General features: G+C 41.9%; 27 protein-coding genes, 4 tRNA genes and 1 pseudogene. 18 read left to right on the forward strand and 14 right to left on the reverse strand.

Features of this window, described 5'->3' with window-relative positions; genetic code table 11:
* Window positions 1-52 precede the first annotated feature (52 nt).
* The 5 genes from LZZ98_RS06385 (at window position 53) to LZZ98_RS06405 (ending at window position 5304) form a co-directional block, all read left to right on the forward strand.
* Entirely contained in the window at window positions 53-310 is a 258-nt protein-coding gene (locus LZZ98_RS06385) for an FAD assembly factor SdhE (protein ID WP_086174442.1), read from the forward strand.
* Entirely contained in the window at window positions 303-689 is a 387-nt protein-coding gene (locus LZZ98_RS06390; protein WP_237787116.1) for a hypothetical protein, read from the forward strand. The genes LZZ98_RS06385 and LZZ98_RS06390 overlap by 8 nt, the downstream gene beginning before the upstream one ends.
* Window positions 690-1206: 517 nt before the next feature.
* A complete protein-coding gene (locus tag LZZ98_RS06395; RefSeq protein WP_237787117.1) occupies window positions 1207-2262 on the forward strand; it encodes a hypothetical protein in 1056 nt (351 codons plus the stop codon).
* Window positions 2263-2346: 84 nt separating this feature from the next.
* Window positions 2347-2922 carry a rhombosortase gene (rrtA, locus tag LZZ98_RS06400; RefSeq protein ID WP_442862690.1) on the forward strand — a complete coding sequence of 192 codons (576 nt, stop codon included), beginning with the start codon at window positions 2347-2349 and terminating at the stop codon, window positions 2920-2922.
* A 183-nt stretch (window positions 2923-3105) separates the two neighbouring features.
* A complete protein-coding gene (locus LZZ98_RS06405; RefSeq protein ID WP_237787119.1) occupies window positions 3106-5304 on the forward strand; it encodes a TRAP transporter large permease subunit in 2199 nt (732 codons plus the stop codon).
* Window positions 5305-5377: 73 nt separating this feature from the next.
* Here the strand turns inward: LZZ98_RS06405 and LZZ98_RS06410 are convergent, their stop codons facing one another.
* From LZZ98_RS06410 to rnr, 5 genes are all read right to left on the reverse strand, one after another.
* Window positions 5378-6250 carry a DMT family transporter gene (locus LZZ98_RS06410; protein WP_237787120.1) on the reverse strand — a complete coding sequence of 291 codons (873 nt, stop codon included), beginning with the start codon at window positions 6248-6250 and terminating at the stop codon, window positions 5378-5380.
* A gap of 52 nt (window positions 6251-6302) precedes the next feature.
* On the reverse strand, window positions 6303-6740 hold the full coding sequence (locus LZZ98_RS06415; RefSeq protein WP_237787121.1) for a hypothetical protein: 438 nt from the start codon (window positions 6738-6740) through the stop codon (window positions 6303-6305).
* 13 nt (window positions 6741-6753) lie between these two features.
* Complete coding sequence (locus LZZ98_RS06420) at window positions 6754-6963, reverse strand: YheV family putative zinc ribbon protein (RefSeq protein WP_171263966.1); 210 nt, start codon at window positions 6961-6963, stop codon at window positions 6754-6756.
* Between the two features lie 41 nt (window positions 6964-7004).
* On the reverse strand, window positions 7005-9059 hold the full coding sequence (locus LZZ98_RS06425) for a M3 family metallopeptidase (protein ID WP_237787155.1): 2055 nt from the start codon (window positions 9057-9059) through the stop codon (window positions 7005-7007).
* A 132-nt stretch (window positions 9060-9191) separates the two neighbouring features.
* A complete protein-coding gene (rnr, locus tag LZZ98_RS06430) occupies window positions 9192-11612 on the reverse strand; it encodes a ribonuclease R (protein WP_237787156.1) in 2421 nt (806 codons plus the stop codon).
* A 264-nt stretch (window positions 11613-11876) separates the two neighbouring features.
* On the opposite strand from rnr, the gene LZZ98_RS06435 reads away from it, so the two are divergent.
* The 5 genes from LZZ98_RS06435 to LZZ98_RS06455 all read left to right on the forward strand — a co-directional run bounded on the left by LZZ98_RS06435 (window position 11877) and on the right by LZZ98_RS06455 (window position 13223).
* Window positions 11877-11968, forward strand: a tRNA-Ser gene (locus LZZ98_RS06435).
* A gap of 15 nt (window positions 11969-11983) precedes the next feature.
* Window positions 11984-12060, forward strand: a tRNA-Arg gene (locus LZZ98_RS06440).
* A gap of 48 nt (window positions 12061-12108) precedes the next feature.
* Window positions 12109-12185, forward strand: a tRNA-Arg gene (locus LZZ98_RS06445).
* A gap of 159 nt (window positions 12186-12344) precedes the next feature.
* Window positions 12345-12944 (forward strand): dihydrofolate reductase family protein, encoded by a 600-nt coding sequence (locus LZZ98_RS06450; protein ID WP_237787122.1) that lies wholly within the window; start codon window positions 12345-12347, stop codon window positions 12942-12944.
* Between the two features lie 202 nt (window positions 12945-13146).
* Window positions 13147-13223: transfer RNA gene (locus LZZ98_RS06455), tRNA-Arg, on the forward strand.
* Between the two features lie 88 nt (window positions 13224-13311).
* Here the strand turns inward: LZZ98_RS06455 and LZZ98_RS06460 are convergent.
* Both LZZ98_RS06460 and LZZ98_RS06465 read right to left on the reverse strand, forming a co-directional pair.
* Window positions 13312-13569 (reverse strand): annotated as a pseudogene (locus LZZ98_RS06460) (SRPBCC family protein); the annotation flags it as partial.
* Complete coding sequence (locus tag LZZ98_RS06465) at window positions 13556-13900, reverse strand: hypothetical protein (RefSeq protein ID WP_237787124.1); 345 nt, start codon at window positions 13898-13900, stop codon at window positions 13556-13558. The gene LZZ98_RS06465 and the pseudogene LZZ98_RS06460, both read right to left, overlap by 14 nt.
* A 166-nt stretch (window positions 13901-14066) precedes the next feature.
* On the opposite strand from LZZ98_RS06465, the gene LZZ98_RS06470 reads away from it, so the two are divergent.
* Both LZZ98_RS06470 and LZZ98_RS06475 read left to right on the forward strand, forming a co-directional pair.
* Window positions 14067-14564: a YcxB family protein gene (locus LZZ98_RS06470; protein ID WP_086174432.1), complete on the forward strand. Its 498-nt coding sequence runs from the start codon at window positions 14067-14069 to the stop codon at window positions 14562-14564.
* Entirely contained in the window at window positions 14561-15241 is a 681-nt protein-coding gene (locus LZZ98_RS06475; protein WP_330848194.1) for a fumarylacetoacetate hydrolase family protein, read from the forward strand. Before LZZ98_RS06470 ends, LZZ98_RS06475 begins: the two co-directional genes overlap by 4 nt.
* 525 nt (window positions 15242-15766) lie before the next feature.
* Here LZZ98_RS06475 and LZZ98_RS06480 read toward each other — a convergent pair.
* The gene (locus LZZ98_RS06480; RefSeq protein WP_237787126.1) at window positions 15767-17014 is read right to left on the reverse strand and encodes a YihY family inner membrane protein; all 1248 of its coding nucleotides are present in this window, start codon (window positions 17012-17014) and stop codon (window positions 15767-15769) included.
* A gap of 114 nt (window positions 17015-17128) precedes the next feature.
* On the opposite strand from LZZ98_RS06480, the gene wrbA reads away from it, so the two are divergent.
* On the forward strand, window positions 17129-17725 hold the full coding sequence (gene wrbA / locus LZZ98_RS06485) for an NAD(P)H:quinone oxidoreductase (protein ID WP_237787127.1): 597 nt from the start codon (window positions 17129-17131) through the stop codon (window positions 17723-17725).
* Between the two features lie 141 nt (window positions 17726-17866).
* Here wrbA and LZZ98_RS06490 read toward each other — a convergent pair whose 3' ends face one another.
* Window positions 17867-18226, reverse strand: a complete 360-nt coding sequence (locus LZZ98_RS06490) for a hypothetical protein (protein WP_086198513.1) — start codon at window positions 18224-18226, stop codon at window positions 17867-17869.
* 879 nt (window positions 18227-19105) lie between these two features.
* Here LZZ98_RS06490 and LZZ98_RS06495 point away from each other — a divergent pair.
* The 4 genes from LZZ98_RS06495 (at window position 19106) to LZZ98_RS06510 (ending at window position 22168) form a co-directional block, all read left to right on the forward strand.
* Entirely contained in the window at window positions 19106-19483 is a 378-nt protein-coding gene (locus tag LZZ98_RS06495; protein WP_237787128.1) for a hypothetical protein, read from the forward strand.
* Window positions 19477-20667: a CsgG/HfaB family protein gene (locus tag LZZ98_RS06500; RefSeq protein WP_237787129.1), complete on the forward strand. Its 1191-nt coding sequence runs from the start codon at window positions 19477-19479 to the stop codon at window positions 20665-20667. Before LZZ98_RS06495 ends, LZZ98_RS06500 begins: the two co-directional genes overlap by 7 nt.
* Window positions 20668-20809: 142 nt before the next feature.
* Window positions 20810-21367 carry a hypothetical protein gene (locus tag LZZ98_RS06505; RefSeq protein WP_442862691.1) on the forward strand — a complete coding sequence of 186 codons (558 nt, stop codon included), beginning with the start codon at window positions 20810-20812 and terminating at the stop codon, window positions 21365-21367.
* Between the two features lie 375 nt (window positions 21368-21742).
* On the forward strand, window positions 21743-22168 hold the full coding sequence (locus tag LZZ98_RS06510) for an Imm44 family immunity protein (protein WP_237787131.1): 426 nt from the start codon (window positions 21743-21745) through the stop codon (window positions 22166-22168).
* 113 nt (window positions 22169-22281) lie between these two features.
* Here the strand turns inward: LZZ98_RS06510 and LZZ98_RS06515 are convergent, their stop codons facing one another.
* The 3 genes from LZZ98_RS06515 to LZZ98_RS06525 all read right to left on the reverse strand — a co-directional run bounded on the left by LZZ98_RS06515 (window position 22282) and on the right by LZZ98_RS06525 (window position 24508).
* The gene (locus LZZ98_RS06515; protein WP_086195739.1) at window positions 22282-22857 is read right to left on the reverse strand and encodes a xanthine phosphoribosyltransferase; all 576 of its coding nucleotides are present in this window, start codon (window positions 22855-22857) and stop codon (window positions 22282-22284) included.
* A gap of 91 nt (window positions 22858-22948) precedes the next feature.
* Window positions 22949-23662 carry a DUF3108 domain-containing protein gene (locus tag LZZ98_RS06520; protein WP_237787132.1) on the reverse strand — a complete coding sequence of 238 codons (714 nt, stop codon included), beginning with the start codon at window positions 23660-23662 and terminating at the stop codon, window positions 22949-22951.
* Between the two features lie 165 nt (window positions 23663-23827).
* The gene (locus tag LZZ98_RS06525; protein WP_237787133.1) at window positions 23828-24508 is read right to left on the reverse strand and encodes a hypothetical protein; all 681 of its coding nucleotides are present in this window, start codon (window positions 24506-24508) and stop codon (window positions 23828-23830) included.
* 240 nt (window positions 24509-24748) lie between these two features.
* On the opposite strand from LZZ98_RS06525, the gene LZZ98_RS06530 reads away from it, so the two are divergent.
* A complete protein-coding gene (locus LZZ98_RS06530; protein ID WP_086174420.1) occupies window positions 24749-25627 on the forward strand; it encodes an energy transducer TonB in 879 nt (292 codons plus the stop codon).
* Window positions 25628-25685: 58 nt separating this feature from the next.
* Here the strand turns inward: LZZ98_RS06530 and LZZ98_RS06535 are convergent, their stop codons facing one another.
* Together LZZ98_RS06535 and ybeY are read right to left on the reverse strand one after the other, a co-directional pair.
* Window positions 25686-26114 (reverse strand): hypothetical protein, encoded by a 429-nt coding sequence (locus LZZ98_RS06535; protein ID WP_237787134.1) that lies wholly within the window; start codon window positions 26112-26114, stop codon window positions 25686-25688.
* A gap of 108 nt (window positions 26115-26222) precedes the next feature.
* The gene (ybeY, locus tag LZZ98_RS06540) at window positions 26223-26702 is read right to left on the reverse strand and encodes an rRNA maturation RNase YbeY (RefSeq protein ID WP_237787135.1); all 480 of its coding nucleotides are present in this window, start codon (window positions 26700-26702) and stop codon (window positions 26223-26225) included.
* Between the last annotated feature and the right edge of the window lie 2 nt (window positions 26703-26704).

Consider the following 26704-nt stretch of genomic DNA (forward strand, 5'->3'; position numbering starts at 1 on the left):
GGGGAAGGGATAGGGTAAACTAGCAAAAATTTTCACACTATTGGGGAAAGCTATGAGCGAAGAAATCAGCTTGGAAGAACGCAAAGTCATTTATCGTGCTCGTCGCGGTTTAAAAGAAATTGATGTGTACTTTGATCCCTATGTCAAAAATCATTATTTACAGGCTGATGCAGCTGAGAAAGAGGTTTTTGCCGAGTTGGTCGCGCAAGAAGACCCAGACCTGTTAGATTGGTTTATGGAAGTTTCTGAACCCCCTCGTCCGGAAATGAGAGCCTTGATTGTCAAGTTGAAACATTACGTTCATGGCTAATCGTTGTTTTCAGCTGAAACGCAGTCGTCTGGCCTTTGTATTTCAGCTGATCATTTTTATTTTATTAATTGTACTTTTACAGCAACTCTTGCCGGCATGGTTATGGTTGCTGTGCATTTTGTTGGGTGTGCTGACCTATGCCTATGGCTTAAAAGTCCCTCAACCGATTTGTTTTGAGCATTTGCATACACGTGAATGGTCACTATCACATTTAAAATCGCAACAGGTAAAACGCGTTTCGATTAGTCATTTGGTTGATCATCAGCTTTATATAGTGGTGTATTTCCAGCATTTTCAGGAAAAGCCATTATTGATCTGGATCGATCAATTATCCTTTCAGCAATGGAAGGCACTGAAAAAACTGGCTAAATTGACCTAATTGTTAGACAGTTGTATAAAATTTATTTTAATTAAAATATTAATAATCAATAACATGAATATAGGTGTTTGTTTTTGTAAGACACTTGGATGAGAAAAATAACAAATATTGCAATTGTCAGACAATTTTTCCCCTGAATTATTTAAGCTAAATGTAAATTAAAAACACCAACAGCAAATGAGGAAATCATCATGATGATTCCAACTTGGATGTTTCTGGTGGTAGCAATTGTTTTGGCAATTGTTATTGGACGACTAGGAACCGTGCTGAAGGATCGATTTGCACAACATGAAAGCCAATAGGCTTTGACCCCTTGATAAGTAGCATGTGCCGAACCGTCGCAATGCTACTTTTTTTTTGCCCAAAATTTTTAACTTGATGGAATACAGTCAATTTCCCCAAACTCATTTCATGGCAAAGTATCAAATCTAATTAGAGTGAATACTCTTTTATTCGGATTTCGCATCTGATATGTTTGGTTGCTATGGACATAAACACAATTATAGAGGACAGGAAAATGTCGCAAGTCCAAAAAATATGCCAGGGTATGGCAGTTATCATCGTTACAAGTTCTTTCTTATCAGGTTGTTCTCAAGTAGTTAAATCAGGGGCAAATATTGCACTGGGTTTTAGTGAGAAACATATCGTACCGCCAATCTTGGCCATGGATGATGCGGATATGGCGTGTAATTCAGGCAATGCCTTGACACCAGCCATTATGTCAACCAAAGATATGGGGGCAGATCCAACCCGTATTGCGGTACTGTTATATGCTTCATCGGGAATTTGTGCTGAAAATCAGGCCTTAGAAGCAGAATTACATTATTTACGTGCCTCTAAAGCGGGGCAGGTTTCAGAAGCGCAAGATGCCCGTATTCAACAAAAACGCTGGGCTGCCATTGCTGCACAACGTCAATATGCAGGCTACCAGCTGTTAGAAAAGCGTTGGGAAGCAAAATATAATAAGGCATTGGGTGATGGATGCCCAAAAATGAAAAGTGACTTGGATCAAACCGTGTATTTGATGGGGATGATCAGTGGCTTACAGGCCATGACCAATGACATTAATTCTGGCGGTGCAGTGAATGTACCAAAAGATATCGCTGCCGTTGTTGAACGCGGTATGGTGTGCCTGGATAATGCCAAATTCTGGGGAGCACCAGAAGCGGCACGTGCAGTCATTTGGACCTTATTGCCGGGTGCAGGGGATGGCAAGCCAGATCCTTACCAGACTTTAAAACAGTCGGTACAGTTGGGTGAGCAAAAAGGGGTGCGTTTATCTCATGCCTTGTATGCGGTTGCAGCTCAAGCCAGTGGTGATGATGCCAAGATGCGTGATGCACTGAAAGCATTTGCCGCTGCCCGTACTGAAGAAAAACCGGTCAATCCCCAGTTCAGACTGGTAGACAGCATGGCACAAAATATGGTGCAGGGTATTTCAGACCGTTATTGGACTGAACATACCGGAATCCGCTCTAATGATGACGGCATGCAACATTTCTGGGATGAGAAGGACAATTCTGCAGAATTGGATGATTTGTTCACTGAAAATGAGACTGCTGCATCCTCTTAAATTGGATGGGATGAAAGAGAATATAAGAAAAGATGGGTTGGAATGATGTTTTATTTTTAATTCGTTATTTCTAAATTAGGGGGCATGCCCATGAAAGACCCGTTTCTGATGCGAAAAATTATTTTTATTGCATTTGTAATGTCTTTCTTGGCATGCCTTCAAGTTTTTGCAGATTCATTTATCTATTGGCAAGCCAGTTTGTTAAAAGAATTCTGGCGTTTATGGACTGCCCATTGGGTACATGTGGGATGGATTCATTATCTGCTGAATATGCTGGCTTTCGCCTGCTTACCTTTCATTTTTCCTCGCGTCAAAATCTGGCATTTTGTTGCTTTACTGGTATTGCTGCCGCCGTTTATCAGCCTGTGTTTTTATTATTTCTTTCCCAATATAGAAGCTTATGCGGGCTTGTCCGGGGTATTGCATGGGGCGTATGTCACCGTTGCCTGTGTGCATTTGTTGTATAGGAAAGAACGTAATTTTGCGGCATTAGTGTTGTGCCTGATTCTAGGGAAATTGATTTGGGAAAATACGGTCGGCAGTGTCGGCACAGCTGAACTGATTGGAAGTCCGGTATTGGTCGAAGCACATTTATTAGGGGTGATTGGAGGAGTAGTAATCGCCTTGGCCTATGTTTTATGGGAATATTTCGTTGAATAGTGGTGATATTGACATTTAAAACAGAAAAGAAAATACATATTGTCATTTTCATTGGTATCGAGTTAATGCAAATTTGTAGATAACAATAAAGAGATTGGATAGAGAAAGGATCTTTTCTATTCATAAAGAAGATTGGCATTGCTAAACCCCGTGTAATGGCCAAAATAAAAAATAGGAATGCACATGCAAAATGATGAAAACAACAGATCAGGATTAGGTCTGTTACGTTATATATGGACAGAGTGGATTTCGACTTTTGTCATTCTCTTACTGCTTTTGCTTACCCTCATCATCGGTACCGGTGAGATGATTCATGGACAGCTATTACGTGTGGGTGAACGTTTGTATGGCAATGAAGAAATTGGCATGCAATATTCTTTTTTACGTGCAGAACCCGCCAAACCAAGCTGTGATTTACATCCGGATATTGATGCGCAAGTACAAAAGCAAATGAAAGCCAATGCCAATGATGAGTTTGCCGATATTTTCGGTACTACCTCAGAAGCAGATGTACGGGCTTCGGTCATGGCAGGACAACAACAATGTCAGGAAAAGTATCAGTTCTATGACAAAGCCATTAAATATATGGATGATCATCCAACGATAAGAAGTTACCGTACCCTTGAAACATCATTCTTTGGTGTCTTTAAATTTGGTACTGAAAACCGTGTGATTATTTTATTGCTGATGGTTGTAGTGGCTGCAATTACCGCTTCAGTGAAGTTTCACCATATTGGTTTACGTGCGCCAACCACCAAGCTGGATTATCGCGTTTATGCCCTGTTTATGGCATTGGGTAATGGTCTGCTGACTGCATCGGTATTAAGCCAATATCACTCGATTATCAATTCAGGTGTGACTTCGACTTACGAAACACTGACTGTTTACTGGCTGTGGATTTTCCTATTTATTACTTTGACCCTGATCAGTCTGCTACAACTGTTTAAACCACCTGTAGCCAAGCAGGAAGGCAAAGGCAATCTGGGTCTGGCTTTATTGAGTGTGCCTCTGTATGCCTACATGGCATTGCTAACCGGTATTGTTTTTACCTTCGTCATGGATTATCCAATGGGGCAAGGGATTTACCTTGGAATTCTGGTGGAATTCTCCGGTATTTTCTTAAACCTGGCACTGTTTATCTGGGCGGGTATGCTATTGACCCAAACCCGGGTGATGGATTTATTCCTCGGTATTTTACGTCCTTGGAATTTGGCACCTGAAACACTGACCTGGCTGATTTTGATTGCTGCTGCTATTCCAACCGCTTATACCGGCGCATCAGGGATCTTCGTTGTGGCGGCAGGTGCAATTATTTACAAGGAAGTGTGGAATTCCGGTTCTCGCCGTCAATATGCCTTGGCCGTTTCAGCCATGTCCGGCTCATTAGGTGTGGTGATTCGTCCATGCTTGCTGGTGATCCTAATTTCGATGCTCGACAGCCGTCATGTGACTTCAGATGAACTGTTTGATCATGGTATCTATGTATTCTGGCTGACTGCTTTAATCTTCTTGGGTGTATCTCTGTATCTTGCGGAAACACGTTTCCGTGTGAATTCGCCTAAAGTGGCAGTGCCGGGCATGTTAAAAGCCATTGTGCCGGTTATTCCTTATATCGTGATCACCATTGCCGTGATTGCAATGTATACGGTGGGTCTGGATACCCAGATGGATGAATTCACTGCACCAGTGATTCTGCCGATCATTCTGATTGCTTATATTATGTTTGATAAATGGTGGGGTGACCGATTTGTGACACCACCAGACCGTCATGCTGCTTTAACCCAGGAGCATGAAAAACAATCGGCCTTTATGCGTGAACATACACCGCATGGGGGAGAGAAGTCACGCGGCTTTGCCCATTCAATGTGGTTTGCTTCGGCAGAAACCGTTGGACATATTGGTGCACTGATTATTTTGATGGCTTTGTCTGCAAGTGTAGGCGGTCTGATTGAACGTAGTGAAGTGGTTGAATTGTTACCAACGCATTTGGGTAATATCTATATTTCACTGGCCTTTATTGCACTGTTGCTGGCGATTGTCGGTATGACTACCGACCCGTTTGGCGCAGTCATTCTGGTGGCTGCAACCATTGCACCCGTAGCCTATGAAAATGGTATTCATCCAATTCATTTCTGGATGATTGTACTGGTCGCATTTGAGTTGGGTTATGTGACTCCGCCCGTGGCGCTGAATCATCTCCTGACCCGAATGTCGGTGGGTGATGATGAGGTTCGTGCTGCCGATGCAGAAGCAAAGGCCAAATATACCAAGTTCTATTACCGCTATGAGCGCTGGTTATTGCCGATTATGGTGCTGTTCCCATCCTTACTGATTGTGACTTATGCGCCGTATATTTTTAAACTATTCGGCTGGTATCATTAATTTTAACTGAATAAAAAGCACCTTCGGGTGCTTTTTTATGTCTTACTTATATTTGGAAAATCGGCCTGAATGATTAAGCTGAGCGCTTTTGAATTAAGGGACTACAAAGAATAATAGCACTCAAAATCAGCCCGAAGCCCATCAGGCTATAATGATCAGGTGTTTCTTGCCAGAATATAAAGCCCCAGATCCCGGCAAAAATAATCGCAATATAATTTACCGGTCCAATTTGTCCGGCAGGGGCGAGTTTATAGGCATTGGACATCAAAATTTGGCTGATATTGGCAAGCAGACCCGCGCCAATCAAGAAACCCAGTTCAGTCCAAGTATAAGGACGCCATAGCCAGAACATCGGAATCATGGAAATGAGAGTGCCTATAAAGCAGAAATAAAACACGATTTTTTCTGGCGATTCGGTACTGGTGAGTGCACGTACTGTCACAAAGGCCATGGCCGCCAAGAAGCTTGCCCCCAGACCAATCACTGACATCTGGTTAAACATGCCTGCATCTGGCTTGGCTACAAATATCACCCCGGCCAGGCCAATGGCTGCCGCGAGCAGCATGGATTTGGTGATTTTTTCTTTCAGGAATAACCAGGCAATCAGTGGAATAAAAATCGGAGAAGAGTAGGTAAACACCATGGCATTGGACAGTTTTAAATGGGCAATCGCATAAAAGAAACCATACATGGCAATCAGTCCGATCACGGCACGCCAGCTATGCATCCAGATTTTTTCCGTCTTAAAAAATCCAATACCTTTGCTAAAAATCAGAGGCAGAAAAATAAACAGACCGACAAAGTTGCGGAAAAAAACAATGGTGGGGTTGTCTACGGTGTGCGATGCATAACGGATACATACGCCCATCAGGGAAAACAGAAAAGCAGAGCAGGTGAGAAAGCTAAGTGCCTTGATTAAATTAAGGTTGCTTCTTGGGATGGGCATTAAACAAATTCAGCTAAAATATGTGCCGATATTTTAGCTGAAATTTCACGCATTATAATGATTGTTTTTGAGCCAGTTGGGCTTCAAGTAATTTAATCTGTTCTTGTTTGAGGGCAATCAGCTCGTCGGCATCGGTATGTTGTGCTTTCAGCATGGTTTCTTGCTCATGGAGCTGGTTCTGGATATCGTCCAGTTTGGCCACTTCTTCTTTGACCAAAGAAGCATTTTCTGAAACTGGCGCTTTCAGAATTTTTTCATCCACCAGTTGAATGGTTTCTGGATCGCTTTTAGCAGCAGCTACTGGCGGTTCTGCGGTAGTAGGTGGTGCCGGTTTTACAGGAGCGGTCAAGCTGGCTCCTTCATGTTCAGGCAGTGTTTCGTTTGAAGTTGCAAAAAACCATTGATATGCCAAAAAAAGCACAATGATTGCAACCAATCCCCCAGTAATGCCCAATAAAAGTTTTGGGCTATTTCTTTGATCTAATGTCATAGTGAACCTGTTTTTATTTAGGCTGACGTGGTTTGAACTGAATGACACCAATCTCATCCGGCAGTTCCGGCATTTGTGGTTCATCGACATGCGTTGGCCGATTTTCGTTATAGCCACAGTCGATACATTCAATCCATTCATCGTCGCCAGAAGTTAGCATGACAACCCGATCTAGCGCTTCACATTTTGGACATTTAGCACCTGCAATGAAACGACGTTTGATAGTCATCATCCTAACCTTCTGAACAATCTTAGATCCCTAGTTTAAGCGTTTTTAGAGGGCTGCGTCCAACCTTGATGACGTAATAACGCATCTATTTTTGGCTCGCGTCCGCGGAAATTGATAAACGCATCAAGTGCTGTATCTTTTCCGCCAACTGCTAGAATAAATTGACGAAATTCTTTTCCGGTCTGTATGTTAAAAATTCCTTCCTGTTCGAAACGATCGAAGGCATCACTGGCCAAAACTTCGGCCCATTTGTAAGAGTAATAACCTGCGGCATAGCCTCCAGCAAAAATATGGCTAAAGCTATGTTGAAAACGGTTATAACTTGCCGTTGGTGCCACAGCATATTTTTGACGGATTTCATCCAGCGTCGCTTGCACCTGTTCGGCATTTAAAGCAGAACTGTGCTTGTGAATAGACAGGTCAAACAGGGCAAATTCGATCTGACGCAAGGTTTGCATGCCGGACTGGAAGAAACGTGCATCCAGCAAGGATTTAAGCAGATCCTGAGGTAAATGCTGCTTGGTTTCGATGTGTTCACTCAGCAGATCGAGGCTGTCGGTATCCCAGGTCCAGAACTCCATAAACTGGCTAGGTAGTTCGACCGCATCCCAATCTACGCCGTGAGTCCCTGCAACCGCAATATGATCGACTTCGGTCAACAGATGATGCAGGCCATGACCAAATTCATGGAACAGGGTGTTCACTTCATCATGAGTGAGCAATGCCGGCTGATTACCAACCGCAGGGGTAAAATTGCAGACCATGTAGCAAATCGGTTTTTGTAAGCCATCCTTGGTTTGCATGCGTGAACGGAAACCGCTCATCCAGGCACCACCGCGTTTGCTACTGCGTGCGTAAAGATCGAGGTAGAAGCCACCGACTACGCTGCCTTGATCTTCCAGTTCAAAATAGCGTGCATCGGGATGCCAGACAGGCGCTTCACGTTCCACAATGTTGATGCCATATAGACGGTTCACAATGCTGAACAGGCCTTGCAGGATTTTCGGTGCAGGGAAATATGGTTTGAGGGATTCCTGCGATAAATTGAATTGTTGCAGTTTCAGTTTTTCAGAATAGTAGCCAGTGTCCCAAGGTTGTAACTCGAGAATGCCGTCCTGAATGGCAATGGTTTTTAATTCGGCAATTTCTTTGCTGGCCGGTGCTCGTGCATGTTCAGCCAGGTCAACCAGAAATTTATCTACGGTTTCGACATCGGGTGCCATTTTGCTGGCCAGCGATAGCTCGGCAAAATTAGCAAAACCTAATAACTGGGCCATTTCATGACGCAGACTTAAGATTTCTTCCATCACCTGGGTATTGTCAAATTCAGGATGATCAGACAAGTCGGAGGCACGAGTGGTATAGGCTTTATACAGTTCTTCACGTAAGGCACGGTCATCGGCATAGGTCATGATGGCTAGATAAGCCGGAATGTCCAAAGTCGCTACAGCCTGATCAAGTTCGCGTTGCTGACCATATTGTTTGAGTAGGTCTATGCTGCTTTGCGGTAAGCCTTTGAGTTGTTTTTCTGTCAGAGGTTTGAAGTAGATTTGGGTAGCATCGAGGACATGGTTGGAGAAGTCGGAAGAAAGCTGCGACAAACGTGCAGAAATTTCTGCATAGCGTTTTTTCGCTTCACCTTCTAAAGCCACACCGGAAAGTTTGAAATCACGTAGCGCCAGTTTAATGGCACTTTGATGAGCTGCAGGAAGGGTGCTAAATACGGACGAGTCATGCACATGCTGATAGGTTTGATACAGTACCGTATGTTGACCCAGTTGAGTGTAGTATTCGCTTAATGCTGGAAGTAGGGATTGATAAAGTTCACGTGTTTCTGTGTTATTCATCACGGCATTGAGATGTGACAGCACGCCCCAAGCTTCACTCATGTTGTTTTCCAGCGTATCGACCTGTTCCAGAATATTCAGCTGCGCCTGAGCATCCTCTGGAACTGCGGCTAAATCTTTTAAAAAACTTTGTCCTTGTTGAATGGCCTGTTCAATCTGCTGTTTTAAATCGGCCAGTTGAATTTGATCAAATTGTGGAACGGGCAAGGTCGCCTTTTCTAAAGTCATTTCTATACGCCATATCATTTATAAAGTTAATAGTAGATGTAAGGCTTAGAAAGGGTTAAATCAAGGGCTATTATTTTTCAGTCGGTAAATACTTTCCAGATCAGACTCAATAAAAAGCCCTACCGAAGTAGGGCTTTTATCGAAAAATTATTCTATCTTGGCTTTCGCATTCGACTTTTTCTTTTTCGGCTTAGATTTTTTCTTCAGCTTGTCTTTGGCTTTTGCATCCGACTTGGCTGAAGATTTTTTATCTGACTTTTTAGCCAAATCAGCTGATTTGTTTTTTGGCTTTTTCTTGCGAATTGGCTGTTCACCATCTTCACTCACCACGGCCTTAGCACGCGGGTTAAAGACTTCTTCTGTCGTTGTCTTGGCCACACGTGGCGCACGGCTTTGAATCGCACGGCCGGCATGAGTCAGCTGTTGCAACAATTGAAAATCAATCTTGCGATCTTCCAGATTCACGGCTGCCACTTTAATTTTGACTTCATCGCCCAAGCTAAAGGTTTGACCGCGATTTTGACCGACCAGGCTTTGGCTGGCTTGGTCATAAACAAAGAAGTCATCGCCCAGTTGGCTGACATGAACCATGCCATCGACATACAAGTCTTTTAAGGTCACGAACAGGCCAAACTCAGCCACGGCACTGATGATGCCGACGAATTCTTCACCTAAATGCTGCTGCATATAGTGACATTTCAGCCAGGTGGTGACCGAACGTGATGCTTCATCGGCACGGCGTTCCGTTTGTGAGAAATGTTCGCCAGCATCATCTAAAGCTGCACCCGAAAGCGCGAAAGGCTTTTGTTTTAAATGTGCTTTGATGGCACGGTGCAACAACAGGTCAGGGTAGCGACGAATTGGTGAAGTGAAATGTGTATAGGCATCATAAGCCAAACCAAAATGTCCGGCATTGTTTGCGCCGTAATAAGCCTGCATCATCGAACGCAATAATACTGCATGAATGCTTGGTGCATCAATACGGTCTTTGGTGGCTTCAATCACTGCTTGATAATCTTTTTGCGTTGGCTGTTCAGGGAAGGGCAAGCCCAGCAATTTCACATATTCACGCACTTTCTGGATACGTGAAAATTCAGGTGGCTCATGCACACGGTACAACATAGGAATGTCATTTTCCAAGGCATATTCTGCGGCTGCAACGTTGGCCAGCAACATACATTCTTCAATCAGTTTGTGCGCTTCATTACGTGAACGCGGCAAAATTTCCTTGATTCCACCGAGTTCGTCAAAGGTCATGTAGGTTTCGACCGTTTCGAATTCCATGGCATGACGCTCTGCACGCAAACCTTTGAGGGTCTGATAGAGCTGGAACAGGGTATTCAACGACTTGTGCACACTGCGGTCTTCAGGAATCGCATCGCTTTCGCCATCAAAATATTGCGCCACCTGAGTATAGGTTAAACGTGCTTTGGAATGCATCACCGAGGGATAGAACTGGAAGCCGGTAACTTTACCTGCGCGGGACAAGGTCAAATCACAAACCATACATAGGCGGTCGACATGTGGATTCAGCGAGCACAAGCCATTGGATAGGGCTTCCGGCAACATCGGCAGCACAAAGTGCGGGAAATACACCGAAGTCCCACGTTCTTTTGCTTCATCATCCAGCGGTTTGTCATTACGTACATAATGGCTCACATCAGCAATCGCTACCACCACGCGGTAACCGCCACCCGGACGTTTTTCGGCATAGACTGCATCATCAAAGTCGCGGGCATCTTCACCATCAATGGTGACTAGGGCCAAGTCACGTAAATCGATACGGCCTTCGCGGTCCTGTTGGTTCGGTTCTTTAAAGTGTTCGGCATCGCGAAGCACTTCTTCCGGAAATTCGTAAGGTAAACCAAATTCTAAAATGGTTTGCGGAATAATGATTTCGGTATCGGCTTTATCCGCCATGGATTGCACGATGTGTCCTGTCGGCAATTCTTCCCGGGTCGGGTAGTCATCAATCGCCACCCGAACAGAATCACCCACTTTGACTTGGGCGTGTTCAATCAGTTCTTTTTCTAAAGTAATTGGCTGATGGGCATTCGGATTGCCTGGCTGAATAAAGTATTCGCCGTCATACACCGCAACTTTACCAATAATCTGTTTGACCCGATGTTGCACGACCTCAGTAATAAAACCCCAAGCTTTACCTTTACGGTCTACCGAGGTTTGGCGCACTTTTATGCGATCACCATTAAATACCAAACGGAGTTCGCGTTCAGGTAATAAAATGTCATCATGATCGGCAATTGAGGCACTGCCCAAACCTTTGGAATTGATATAGACGGTGGCTTCATGAGTCGGCTGGCTGGTTGCGAGTAGGAACTTAAATCCATCTTTCATCAACTGACCATCGCGTACCATGGCACTTAAACGATGGCTGAGTGCTTCTATACTTCTTTCATCTGCAATATTAAAGTATTCCACTAAATCTGCATGAGATTGTGGTGCTTGTAATTTTTCAATCGTTTCTGAAATGAGAATACGGCTTGGAATAGGATTGTCATAACGTTCGGCTTCAGCCTTAGCTTCAGGGTCGACCCAATTTTTCATAATGTCTTTGGCTTCATGTCAGAAGATAGGATTAGCATAAGTCATGCTGCAGGATACTGCACGTAAATGATTGCAATATTGTGTTTTTCAGTCCTAATTCTAACGCGAAGCAGCATATTTCACAGTAACAACTGCCGAATAACCGGGAAAAGTACGCGCTCAACTCGAAAATTGTTTAAAAAATAGTTGATTGATCAAAAATATCAGAAATTTTTGAAATGTGACTTGAAGAAATTAACTTTAATTTGTATTATGGCGGCTCGTTACGGTGAGGTGGCCGAGTGGCTGAAGGTACTCCCCTGCTAAGGGAGCGTGGGTCTTAAAGCCCACCGAGGGTTCGAATCCCTCTCTCACCGCCACGAATAACTTGAAATGCGCTCATAGCTCAGCTGGATAGAGCACTTGGCTACGAACTAAGGGGTCGGGAGTTCGAATCTCTCTGAGCGCACCAATCAAGTTAAACGTAAATGTAACGAATGCTGAAAAGCAACTCAAGTACGCGCTCATAGCTCAGCTGGATAGAGCACTTGGCTACGAACTAAGGGGTCGGGAGTTCGAATCTCTCTGAGCGCACCAACTTGAACACATCGACAGATGTAAAACTGGAAAAAACCGCACATGTTGCGGTTTTTTTGTGTCTGAATTTTATAGAATTGAAATAAATGGGCGGAAGGATAAAAATAAGGATTAGGCTACAGAATAAACAAAATGAAGCCCTAATATGAGAAAATAATTATGAGAAAAATAATTGTTCAGGAATTTATGACTTTAGATGGTGTGATTCAAGCACCGGGCGGACCACAGGAAGATCCATCCAGCGGCTTTAAATATGGTGGCTGGGTTGCTCCTTATTTTACCAAGCAAGACTCGGTGATCAATACCATCATGCAAAAATGGATGCAGTCCACCGATATTCTTTTGGGAAGAAACACCTTTCAGATTTGGGAACCTTATTGGCCAAAGCATGCTGAAATGTGGGCGGGAATCAACGAGGTCACCAAGTATGTGATGTCCAACAGTCTGGATCATTCAGACTGGCAAAACTCTGTGTTTTTGAAAAATGTGGATGATGTGAAAAAGCTCAAAGCGTCAGAAGGTGAGGATATCAAAGTGCATGGCAGCGCGCATATGGCACAGACGCTTTTTCAACATGATCTGGTGGATGAACTGTGTTTGATGACTTTTCCAGTTATCCTCGGTACAGGTAAACGTTTATTTGCCGAGGGTGCAACTGCGACGGCTTTTGAATTAACCGATCACTTGGTCACGTCTAGTGGTGTGATGTTTACTTGTTACCAGCGGGCAGGCGAAGTGAAAACTGGCACAGTGGGGTAATGATTAATGATTCAATTCTTTTTATCAGTATGACCATTTACAGTATGCAAATGTAGTACAGCAGGATTAAATTAATTTTTTTTGTTTAAAAAATAGATGAAAAATCCAATTTTGCCCAATAACTGTCCACTTGATTATGTATTTGTTAAAAAGCACTTAACAGAGTGTTAAAAACGCGTATAATGCACCACATCAAGACGTCGCGCTCATAGCTCAGCTGGATAGAGCACTTGGCTACGAACTAAGGGGTCGGGAGTTCGAATCTCTCTGAGCGCACCAACTTGATCACATCGACAGATGTAAAACTGGAAAAAACCGCTTAATTGCGGTTTTTTTGTGCCTAGAATAAATTAAATGTGTTAAACAATTATTTCATTTTCTGCTTAATCTTTAATGCCAATACGGTATTGCCACCCAAGGCTGGCAACATGTCGTGATAAGGCGTGCTTCGCATCGGCCGAAGTAAAAACGGCGTCTGGTCATGAATTTTCATGGCACTGGTGACCTTGAATAAGGTGCCTGTACCTTGCGGAATCAACTGTATTCCACCTTTCACAAACTGTAAATCACCTCCAACGGCGTGAAACTCATTTTCCAGACTGTTCGGATAGTCAAAACGCAACTTTCAATACCGGAAATAGTCCATTGTATTGGCTGTAGTTGCTTAAAAGTCTGGCCACATTCTGGCTATTTGTAGGAACAACGACCGCACCAGTATAAAACTTACCGATCATGCTTTGCTGATTTTTTAGCGTGGGTAAAGTAATGGATTGTGCAGGATGTACATAAATCAAAATAGAGTTTGCAGTCAGGTCTGCCAGTACTTGGGCCTTGCCCTGAAATACACTCAGGCTACTTGGAATCTGTTCTTTCCATGGAATAATTTTAGCTGAGACTTGCGTACGGATCAGGCAACCCAGCATCAGCAAACAGCATTTATTTTTATTGTTGGGCATATCACATCCTGTTTATGCATTTTTCTGAGTGAGTGCTGATGTTTTAAGCAATTTTAAAACAATTGTGAAGCAAGCTTATGTAATTTAAGCGGGCAAAAACGATAAGGAAAATGTTGAATCTGGTGTAATATCTAGCACAATTGTTGTAATAATTTGATGATCAATCATGTCAGAAACCAAGCCGGCAGTATCGCTACGTTATTCCTTAAGCCTGGAAGAATCACAAGATGGTTTTGCCCTTGCTACATTTGGTAAAAAGCAAATTACCCGTTTTATTACGCCACTGGTGAGTATCGGAATTATGGTCTGGGGATTTTACCTCGGCTTTAATGATGTAGGCCGCTATTATGTTGCACTCGGCGCGTTCTTTTTAATTTTACAATTGCTGATGCGTTACTGGTTTTTACCGATGATGTTTAAGCGTCAATTTGTGAAATATCAGTTTGGTAAAAGTGAACAGGGCATCGAATTATTTCAGGATTATGCAGAAATCTATGCCAATGGCCGCAAGCAAATTTTCAACTACAGCGAAGTACAGAACTTTGCGGTGGGCAAGCTGACTTATATGATTGAATTGAAAAATCGTACTGTGGTGATTGTGCCGAAACGTGCTTTTGAGCAATCTGCCGATCAAACCGTATTTGAAAATACCTTCAAAAAATAAGCTTTAAATATCGTAACAATGAAATAAAAGGGAAGATCATGAATACTCGTCCATCGAAGATTGTCTGTGTCGGTCGTAGCTATGCAGACCATGCCAAAGAATTAGGCAATGCCATTCCTGATCGTCCGGTTTTATTTATCAAGCCACCGAGTGCTTTAGCGGCATTGCAAGAAGGAATTTCCTGGAATCCGGCCTGGGGCAATTGTCACTATGAATGTGAACTCAGCCTGCGGATTGACCGTACTTTAAAAGCGGAAACCGATCCGGCTAAGGCGCTGGAAGCTGTGGGTGCGGTAACTTTAGGCCTGGATTTAACCTTGCGTGAGTTACAGGATGAGCTGAAGAAAAAAGGTCAGCCTTGGGAACGTGCCAAAGCATATGACGGTTCATGTCTGTTGGGGGATTGGGTGGAATTGTCTGAAGTCAAAGACTGGAAAGATGTGCATTACACTTTGCATGTGAATGATGAGTTACGCCAAAAAGGCGACACTGCACTGTTGATTTTTGACATTGCAACTTTACTTGCCGACATTAGTCAGGTCTTTACCTTGGAAGAAGGTGATGTGGTGATGACGGGTACACCTGCGGGTGTGGCAGCATTAAAAGCGGGTGATCAACTGAGCATGGCTTTACAAGGTCAATCAAAAGAATTCGTTTGGACAACTTTTGTAAAATAAGTATCCCATTCTTAAAAAAGGCTGCTTTAAGGCAGCCTTTTTAAGTTCTTAATTTTTATATGATGGTCAGTTTGCATGGTCGGATCAGACATTTTTGTCTGCTAATACTTCGGCGTAGTCATTGAAAAAGCCGGCATGTTTGAATAATGCTGATCAGTTAAGGGGTTTAGAAATAGACTCTTTAATTTTTTAGTAATTCATGACGGAGTCTTACCGTTTTAAATAAAGCCCTTGCAGATCATTTGTTACTTTGGTTTCGCCCTGAGAAGCATTGCTTCGTAAGACCAAAGGCATTTGTCATCCGCAAAACTCGTCAGCCACTATCAACTAGCAAACTTGTCGCAGAAACAATCATTTTTTAATCTTGCGGTGCAATGCACCTCATGCCTCAAACAGTTGCGGATGACTTTTCCACATATCCAATACAGTCATGAATTTAAAAAAGAAAATGCCAGTCAATTTCTTGGTTGACTGGCATTATGCATGTTTGAAGGCTTTTTATGATCTGGTCAAAGTGAGTTAAAACTACTTCTTTTCAAAAATAGCCGACAGTGGAATGGAGAGTTTTGCAGCCAGATAATCATCAGATTCGACCAAAGCCGGGCCGAGTTTTTGCATCCATTCATCATCTGCACGGATATTGCCGACATCTTTGCGCAAGGGCAGCGGATAAGGCAACTGTTTATAGAAACTCCAGAAATCGACTTGAGCCAAATTGCGCGCAAGAATGTACTCATCATTATCGGTGCGCTTGACCAGGTTTTGCTTTTCTAGCATCAGCACATAGGTAGGCCAGCGTCCAATTTCATCACGGCCTAAAACTTCCAGGGCTTCTTCATCCGAAACACTGTCGCCACTTTGTTGCTTTTTATAAAACAACTCCAGCAAATCTAACAGCATGATCACGGGATGATACTTTTGCTCTTTACCTGAATTAAATGCGGTGAGGGCATAACTGATTTCGACCCCAAGCAAAACAATATTCCAGGACAGGAAAATCCATAACAGGAAAATCGGTACCGCAGCGAATGCGCCATAAACAATTTCATAACTGGTGAAATTGGTCATGATCAGCCCGAATAAATCTTTTAATAATTCGAACACCACTGCGCTGAATGTACCCGCAATCAGAGCCGCTTTAATCGGCACACTACGGTTGGGGATGGTCCAGTTTAAAATAAAAAAACCCAAAATGGTCAGGGCAAAGGAAATGAACCATAAGACGAATTCGCCGTTGACTTCATAACCAGTAAAGTTGTCACTCAGCACATTTAATGAGGCAACGGTAGAGGAAATCACAAAGGCACTGCCTAACAGGATCGGACCAAGTGAAATAATGGTCCAGTAACGCATAAATCCAATAATACCGCCTCGCGTTTCCTTGACTCGCCAAATCCGGTTAAATACAGTCTCGATACTGGAAAGCATCATCACTGTGGTGATAAACAGGAATAAGATACCAATTACAGTCAGGTTGCTGGATTTATCGGTAAAGGCATTAAATGCCTTGTCAAAAGCAATGGTGGTTTTGGGTAAAAAATTGCTATAAATCAGTTGTTGTAATTGTTGCCGTGCCGGTTCCAAGGCTTTAATAGAAGAAATGATGACCAGAAAAACCGTCAGCATGGGCACCACTGCAAACAGGGTGGTATAGGTAAGTGATGCGGCCTGATCACGGCAACGATCTGCTTCAAAACGTCTGATTACAAATAAAACAAACTGAAACCAGGTCTCGTCATAAAAAGGAAGTTTTTTTAAATACTTTTCTAACATAACTATAAAGTCTCAATTTTTTTAATCATCTTTATGAACTTTCATGAACAAGCTTAACCAAAAAATGGGAAAAATACCGTATAGTTTTTATCTTTAACTTTGTTTATTAAAATTATGCAGCCTTATGTCCTTGTTTTATATTACAGCAAATATGGTTCGACCAAAGAAATGGCGTATTTAATTGCCAATGGTATTGAATCTACAGGTATGGCTGTAAAAATTCGTACGGTGCCCAATTTATCAACTGTAGTGAAGGAAGCTGAGCCGAGTATTCCTGCCGAAGGAGACATTTACTGTAGTTTAGATGATTTGGCAAACTGTTCAGGTCTGGCTTTAGGTTCGCCGACCCGTTTTGGCAACATGGCCAGCGAGATGAAATATTTCTGGGATCAGACCACCAGCCTGTGGCTCAATGGGGCATTACATCAAAAGCCGGCCTGTGTCTTTACCTCATCAGGTTCGATGCATGGCGGGCAGGAAAGTACCTTGCTGAGCATGCTCCCCCCATTGTTCCATCACGGCATGATGATTATGGGCTTGCCGAATGCCAATCCGGCATTATCCAATACCAAATCGGGGGGTACGCCGTATGGTGCCAGCCATGTCAGTGGTCCACGCCATGATTTGGGTCTCAGCCAGGATGAAAAAGTCTTGTGTGAAGAGCAGGGTAAACGCTTGGGTGATGTGGTTAAAAAATTACAGGCAAATTGATCTGTTTTAACTTTAGACAGCGAGTTTAAGAGGCACGCTTTCTGGATGACATCGCATAAACTCCTGTAGATATAAAAAAAGACCATTCGTCAAATGAAGGGTCTTTTTTTATTACGAGATAAAATTTGAGTACTTAAAGATTTATTCTTTTTCTTTAAAGCGATGGTTGCATTTCAGGCATTTGTAATCTAAAAACACATTTTTATCAATAATCACCCCGGCTTTCTTGCCGAAGATATTGCCTAACACGCCACCAGTCACACCTGCTGCAATGGCACCGACAAAAGTTCCCACTGTGCCGCCAAAAATAACCCCTAATGGCCCAGCAACGGCGCCAATCGCTGCACCAGTTGAAGCTCCGGTAGCCGCGCCACCGACTGTTCCAGCGGTTGCACCAGCAGAGGTGAGCAGAATACCACTAATGGTCTTGAGTCTTTTTTCGTGATCACGTTTTTCTACTTCAGACGATCCGCATTTAGGACATTGCATAGGTTTTTCCATCAACGATTGATATTTGCTTATCTTAAGTTCATGTGTGATATGGAATTACATCCAGATAAGCTGGTATTCATTACATGTTGCTAAACAGTATGTCTGTTCTGAATCCTGATGTCAGGAACATTTCATACCAACTTGATTCTAGAAGAAGTAAATACAAAGAAGTTTATCTGAGTTGTAAATATATTACTTCTTCATCTAATGCGGGCGATCCCTGAATTATTTTTGGGTAGTGCTGATCCCTAAGATGATGAAAAATCCCTTAATTGAATGTCCTGCAATTCAAAACATGAATATGCTGCACTGGTTATCCCAGGAAGCTTAACGACACTAGTGTTTTCGATTGTAGCGTGAGGCGTTTTGAAGCGGAAGTGCCGTATAACGCCTATCTGGCATATTGCTTCCACACTCCCTATTTATCTCAAAATTTCTATATAAATAATCTTAATTGTGATTAGTTTTTTATATTTATAGCAAAATGCGACACGGTTCTAGTTTTGATAAATATGCTAAGAAAATTAAAGTTTACAACTCCATAAAATTGAAGCGGTTTGATAAATTAAGTTTTTTGAATAAAATTTCTTGTTTTAATTAATATAAAAAATATATTAATTAAAACAGGTTTTGATGTGAATTTTAAAATTTAAAAATTTTTTACATAATGATTTCTTACAATTCAAAAAATAATAATAAATAACATTTGTTAAATTAAAACAAAAGGATATTTTAATTATAAAAACAAAAAACAGCTAAAACCGGATAAATTTAGCACTTTGTTTTTTTTATGTGATTTAATCTTTGTTAGATAAATTAAAAATTACTAATTAAACATTACTAAATGAAAAATAAATAAACATCTTCGATCAAAGGATGGTAAACATTATGAGAATATCAGTGATCAATGTTGGTTTATTTTGTTTATGTTTTCTGAGCAACGCTTATGCAACATCTGATGAGTGGAGTCAGCGCTGGAAAGCATCAAGTACCCGTTCCAGTGAGAATTTAACCCAAGCCAATCTGATCGAACTCATGGATTCAGATTATTATTCTGGACTAGGAAAGACCACAATAAACAGTACATCGACAAGTTCTATAGGTACAGTTAATTCATCTACCAGCAATGTAAATGTAAACGGTTCAAACAACGGTGTAGACATTTCGAATGATACTGCCAATGACGGTTCTGTAAATTCGACGACCACTCAAAATAACCAGCAATGTCCTAACTTAAGCACCCAACCGGGAGAATCGCTATGCTGAATTTTCCTGGGTTGAGTAGAAGAAAAATATCTTCTGTGAGCATCGCCATCATTTTTAGCCAACTTATGACCGGGTGCACGGGTATGGCGCTTTCCAATAAGGAGCCAGTCAGCCTGGTACAAGGCCCACCGATTACTGATATTTTTACCCCTTTTGATCTGGCCTTATCCTGCCTGAAAGGGCAACTGCGCAATGATGTCAGTTTCTCTGTTGGCGCGATTCTGGATCAAACCGGCAAAGATGTGGTGACCAATGGCGGCAGTGGCAAAATGGTGACCCAAGGTGCCGGAGATATGGTGCAATCTGCATTGTTTCAGGCTGGGGTCAGCTTATTGAACCGGCGTGATCCTCGAATTATCGAAAGCGAAGCCAAGTGGGGAATTCGTGACCCAAGGCAAATCCAGGCATCGGATTATTATGTGACCGGCAGCATTAACAGTTTGGACTTTATTCCTGGCGGTGGTTTGGACATGCAGATTGGCGGTGTCGGCCCCAATTACAGTCAAACCCGAATTATGGTCGGTTTAGATTTATCTCTGACAGATACGCGCAGCAGTAAAGTCGTTGCCAATGTCTCGCTGCAGAAACAAATTGCAGCACAGGATTACGGTATAAATTCCGGCAGGTTTGCTGGCCATACGTTATTGAATATTCAGATCGGAAAAGGGGAGAGAGAAGCGACAAACTTTGCCTTGCGCCAAATGCTGAATCTGGCCACTTTTGAATTGCTCAGTCAGGTCATCCCGCCTGCAACGTTTGAAAGCTGCCGTGCTGCAATACCGCCTGAATTTGGTCAATTAAATTTAACCCGAAGTTCTGTTGCCCTGCATAAATACAAGCAAAGTCAGCAGCCCAATACTGCGGATTCAAGTAGCTCTCTTCTGGAATCATCCTCACATCAAACAGATTCATCCGATGAGAAAAATAAGTCGACCAACTCACCCAGCAAAGATACTAAGCCGCCTAAGCATAAAGAATCTGAGGTGATTAAAAATCCTGAAGCGGAACCAGAAATGAGCAAACAGGACCTGATTAAATACATCAGCAAGAAACAGCGTACCTCTTCAAGCAAAATGAATGAAGAAAACGGCAATAAAGAAAAAGAAGAGCAGAAGACCGCGATGCTGTGGGATGCAAATCCAGCAGTCATAGAAAACTATTGGTCAACCACTCAGCGCGATTAAAAAAATATGTAAAAAATGGGCTCGCTCCCATTATAAGAGAAAGTGCTTAGCGAGAAGTACTTCAAAACGAGAAAAGGAAATAACCATGAATAAGTCTATCAAAACAATCGTCTTATCCGTCGCCTTCCTGTCCAGCGCAGCTATGGCAAATGCTCAAAATAACAATGTAACTGTAGATACGGGGTTGCAAGCGACCCTCAATCTTTTATCTCAAAGGACTGCAAATGGTAGTGCGCTTAACCTTGCCATCAATACCAATAATATTGATGCAACCGTTAACACATCTGGTCGCTATAATGAACTTGAGAGTGTGGGTAACACTATCGCGGTAGAAACTTCCGCACTGGGTGCTGTGAACACAGGCAGTATCAGCTTACAGCAAGGCAACCTGACTGCTTTGAATACCGGTACAGTAGATGCAACGCTTGATGCTGAAAGAAGTGCGGCACGTAGTTTGGAAGAATGGCGTTCTGAACGGTCATCAGAGTTCGAAAGCTCTATCAGCACGTCATTGAATACCGATACTTATGATCAATTCTCTGAAACCCTGAGCAATTACAGCGCAGCGAATTTAGCCATTAATACCGGGGCTATTGATGCATCTGTCAATTCACGCGGATTTGAGAATCATATTGAAGGTATCAAAACTTCTGCTATTGGTGCTGTGAACACCGGCAGCATTACTGTTACCGTAAAGTAAATCCACCGTTCAATATGATCCAAGGTCTAACTATTTGCGGATAGTTAGACCTTCCTTTATCTTACAATAATATAAATTGTTAATTTAGTCCTTTTGTAGATTTCTTAGCACCTTTATTATCCGAAATAATCTCCGATTTATAAAAATTACGCTGATTTGTACGCTTCTGCACAAATCAATTTGGGGCTTTCGTACCTTATATCATCGCATTACAATTTCCTATGATGTTAAATATAGAGCAGGAAGCTTTAGATAAAATAAGAAAATAAATGATAAGGAATGTGAGATGTAACAGGAGTTATACTGAGCGAACCAATACGAAAAACCTCGACAGGATGTCGGAGAGATAAAAAATCAGACTATTAAGAGGTTTTTATGCAAGTGTGGTTAAGTAGTGAATCAAGTAAAGAAGTATTAAATGAAGAACAATTAACACAATTGAGGCTTGCTCGCAATTATGTGGAGAATACACTTAAAAGTGGACTTGAACATAAGACTTACGATCTACCTTTAGATAGTTGGGACTGTATTACGGTAATGATGGGTCCAGGAGGCTTTGAAGAACGGGTCATGTATTCATTTAAAAAAAAGATTATGGATTTTCGCTTAAAAATAAATCATGAGGAATTTAATTCAACGGATGATTTAGGACGCCAAAAACTTATTTTTGAAATGATGCTCAGAAGTTTAGATTTGCTTAAAATTAAATTTGAAAAGGTTAGACCTAAACTTGATGAAAAAGTCTATGAAGAGCTTGAAAGACTTAAAAAAGACTTTTTAGAGATTGCAAACATTAAATAGTCAGTGATTTGGGAGAAACCGATCAAGATATCTATCTCACATACAGTCTTTTATAACAAAGCCACATACAAAAAAAGAGCGCCTAAGCGCTCTTTTTAAATTCAGTTCGAAACTTAGTCACGAACAAATTCAACCGTACCATTCTCTAAAGATTTAACACGTGCCAAAGATTCAACACGGTAACCTTTATCGAGTAACAATTGGCGGCCCGGCTGGAAAGATTTTTCAATCACAATCCCAATACCGACAACTTCGGCATTCGCTTGATGAATCAAATCGGCAAGACCTAAAGCTGCTTGACCGTTTGCCAAGAAGTCATCAATGACTAAAGCTTTATCGCTCGAGTTAATGTGCTTGTTGGAAATGGCGATGGTGCTTTCAATCTGTTTAGTGAAAGAGAACACTTTAGAACGGTATAAATCATCTTTTAAGGTTAAAGATTGATATTTACGTGCAAAGATTACAGGCACGCCAAGTTCTAAACCAGCCATTACTGCTGGAGCAATACCGGAAGCTTCAATTGTAATAATCTTGGTGATTCCTGCATCTTTAAAACGTGCAGCAAATTCTTTACCAATTTGCTGCATTAATACAGGGTCAATTTGATGATTCAGGAAAGCATCAACTTTTAAAACTTGATCAGATAGAACGATACCTTCACTTAAGATTTTCTGTTCTAGTGCGTGCACGGGAGAATTCCTCTAAGGGCAGATGCTTTTTCAAGCAAAAGCGTATTTTAAAAAGGCTCTCGAAAAATGCAAGCAAAATTGATCAAATTGATTAATTCGTTGCGCCTTTATACCCCGTTAATAGCAAACCATAGGAGGTATTGCCATCTTGGTGAGAAACCTTCACAGGAGCATAGTCAAGTTTAGGAGCTAACCAGAAAATCGTATCACGGTTTGGTTTATCATGTTTCATTACCACTTTAATGGTGTCAAAGGTACCGTAAGAGGTTTTAACTTTTTCCGCCCCTTGTTTGACAAAGCGACGTGATTCAACTTCTTTGGCGTCGGCAATTGGATAACTTGATTTTAAACCTGAAGTTTTTAAGTCTTCACGAAGTTGCAATTCAGCATTTAGCTCGTCCAAAACACCAGATTTCCAAGCAAAAGAACGTGCTTTGTCATCTTTCTTGGTGTTAATGATTTTAGCATTCGGATTAAAGTTAATGCTCATGGTGTTGTTGTGCACCAAAATTTTACTGCTGCGGTTAAAGTTATGAGAAATGATGTTGTTACCATTTAAGCTAAAATGACTTGTTTCCGTTGCAGAAGCAATAACACCTGCTTTGGCAGCAAAAACATAAGTCCAGTTATTTCCCGACTTGCTTAAAGTACGAGTTGCCGAACCCATATTTTTGCCGTTATAGCTAAATTGATAACTTGCCTGGAATGGACTCATGGCAAATGCTTGGCTTGAGAAACCAGCAAACAACAGTGTAGTGCTTACACCAGATGCCAACGCAATCGTTTTCAATACATTGTGAGCCATAAGTAGTGGGTTCCTAGAATGGTTGAATAAAGTATAAAGTTTTTGTTGCTTACTATTATGCGCTTTGATTATGAAGATAAAATTCGAAATTTTGTTCAATCTGTATCTTTATGTAGTTTTTTTCTAGGTAAAAATACAGACTTTAATCATTACTCACAATGCAATTTATTTTTGCTTAATTGGACTGACTTTGCTTTCTTCCTGTTCTTCCTCATCCGCCCAAACATCCATTGGTTCTTCGGACATTTTTCTGAATAAAGCAGTCAGATTGACATTGCCGATGACCACCAGTTCAGCTTCACGTAAAACGGCATGATTTACATGAACTTTCGCTAAGGTATCAATGATAGAGCGCTTTTTGCCTAACCAGCGGTTTAAATCCAGATGTAACAAGTCATCTTTAACTTTAATTACTTTCAGTTTCTCAAGAATCATACCCAAAGGGTCTTGGTTGAGTACTTTTTGATAGAAAAATAAAGCAAATTTTACGGCAAGTTTTTGGAATACATTTTTGAATTTGGCGTCAATGACCTGGGTATCGCTGATCTGTTCAAACACAATCAGCTGGGTAGCTTTATTCAATTCCATTTGAACCAGTTTCAAATCGACTGACAGGGTAATGTATAAACCTTTCACATCCAACGTTGCATATAAACGTAACCAGTCTTCATGCAAGTCGGCATGCAGATCTTTGAGCATGGAGACATTGTCGGTGACAAAGCGCTGAAAAGTTGCATTTAAAAAAACTTGAGATAGGGGGAATTCACGCTCATCCTCAATAAACCCTTCTGCCTTTTGGTACACCTGGCGTATACGTTGAGAGATATTGGATAGTAGCGTTTGCATATAAGGCATCCCAGCGAGTTAATCTTTTTAAACTTCGATAGATTTTGTCGAAAGTATTAAAAATACAGATATTCGATCTTGCAGTTTAGCAAAATTAATTGCACCATTTTCATGATTTTAATTGTCTACAGGTCGCTTGTTGATTGAGTTCTCATTTTTTCATTCAAAAGTAGACGCTGTGTTTATTTTATACTGCTTTTATGCAGTTTGGGGAACCTGACTTTTTGTCGGTTTAATGTGATGCTTAAGAAAATCAGTTTTGCACCTTTAATGCAGGCATGGTGGAAAGATCCAGTTTTCACAAGCGCAGTGATTGTGGCTGCTCTTTTGCATTTGATTATTTTGACCTTGCAATTTGCTATGCCTCAAGAAAGTGATGCCGCAGTCAAAGAAATTGCCGTCACCTTACGCCCAAGTCAGGACAAGGTAGAACAGGCTGATTTTCTGGCACAGGCAGACCAGCAAGGTTCCGGAACTTTCCGTGAAGCGCATCGTATGTCGAGCGATATGCCTGCTGCAATGGCTGAACAAAGTGCCGGCCAACAGCAACAGGAAACTTTGGAACGTTTACAGCAAAAGCGCGAATTAAGTTTTGAAGAAAAAGTGTTGATGACTACCTTAAGCTGGAAAAAGGAAGCAGAACAGAACCAGCGCAAAAAAGCTATGCAGGAACTGAATAGTCAGTTTCAGGCCAAAGCGGCTATGGTCGCAAGTCTGGAAGCGCAATATTTGCAACGTCAACAAAATTTCAGTCGCCAGCAAAAAATTAAAACAGTGGATGGTATTCAAGCCAAGCAGGACATTTCAGCGGCTTATTTGGAAAAATTCCGCGAAAAGGTTGAATTCTACGGTAACCGTTATTATCCCGATGCAGCGAAAGTGCAACGCCTCGCAGGAGAGGTTCGGTTAATGGTGATTTTGAATAAAAGCGGCGGAATTCGTGCCCTTCGCCTGATTGAAAGTTCGGGGCATAGTTTGCTGGATGAAGCGGCAAAGACTTCAGTACGCAAGGCAGCACCGTTTGGAAGCTTTGATCGGGGAATGAAGGATATTTCAGAGCTGCGTATTGTACGTACCTGGCGTTTTGATCCGGCTGAAGCTGAGTTTGAAGTACATTGATTGTATGGCGGTTCATCTGCTTTGCAAAAATTGCTAATCACGGTTTTTGATTAGGGTTTTAATGCGACGCTAATACATATTGTCCTTTTTGATGTCCATCCGGCCATGTCGCATTTAAGCCGGTTTCTGAAAGGTCGAGACGGGTCGGGAAGATTTCTAAATATTGGCGGTATTGGGGAGCGGCTTTCAAGCCAATACATGTCCCATTTTTCCACCATGTTCCTTCGGCATATTGGTCTAATGCACCCACTGCCAGATACCATTTAAACTTGCCGTCCGGTTCCAGTAAAAGCTCAGAGCCGACTTCCATCACGCCTTCCAGATAATAATGGCCTATCCAGGCATTTGCTGCCTGCTGGAATTTTACTTCTTTACATAGTGGTTCATTATTGGGCGGTTCATTACTGCGCAGTTTGTCATTGGCATACAGCTGGCATGCAGGAAATAACGCTGAAATCAGGAAAAGCCGGGAAATAATTCTGTTCATTATTTCTTCCGCCATTTTAGAGGGGATTTTAAGATTTTATGCTTATTTGGCATAAATAAAACCCGACTAATCGAAATTAATCGGGTTTAAAAAACTGGAATACAAGAACTACTGTTCAGTATATGGATTTGAAAAACCTACCTTGGCTAGAATTTCAATTTCCAATGCTTCCATTTCTTCGGCATCTTCATCTGAAGTTTCATGGTCATAACCCATTAAGTGCAATGTGCCATGCACCAGCATATGGGTGAAATGCTCAATCGGGGTTTTGTTTTGCTCAATGGCTTCCTTTAAAACCATAGGAATACAAATGACCAAGTCACCGATTGGAAGAGCATCCAGCATTGATAAAACTTCCTCTGGAATGTCACTTGGAAAAGACAACACATTGGTAGGTTTGTCTTTCTGGCGATACTCCAGATTTAGCTTATGGCTTTCGGCATTGTCTACACAGGCAATCCCTATCTCACAGTCTTGATCGACATCGATAAAACGCAGTGCAGTTTCAATGACCTTTTTAATATAAGCACGTTTCAGTACCAGTTCATGGGACTGGTAGTCTTGTTGCAGTGATAGGTTAAGTTTCAAAA

This window comes from Acinetobacter sp. SM34 (assembly GCF_022012365.1).
GTDB lineage: Bacteria > Pseudomonadota > Gammaproteobacteria > Pseudomonadales > Moraxellaceae > Acinetobacter.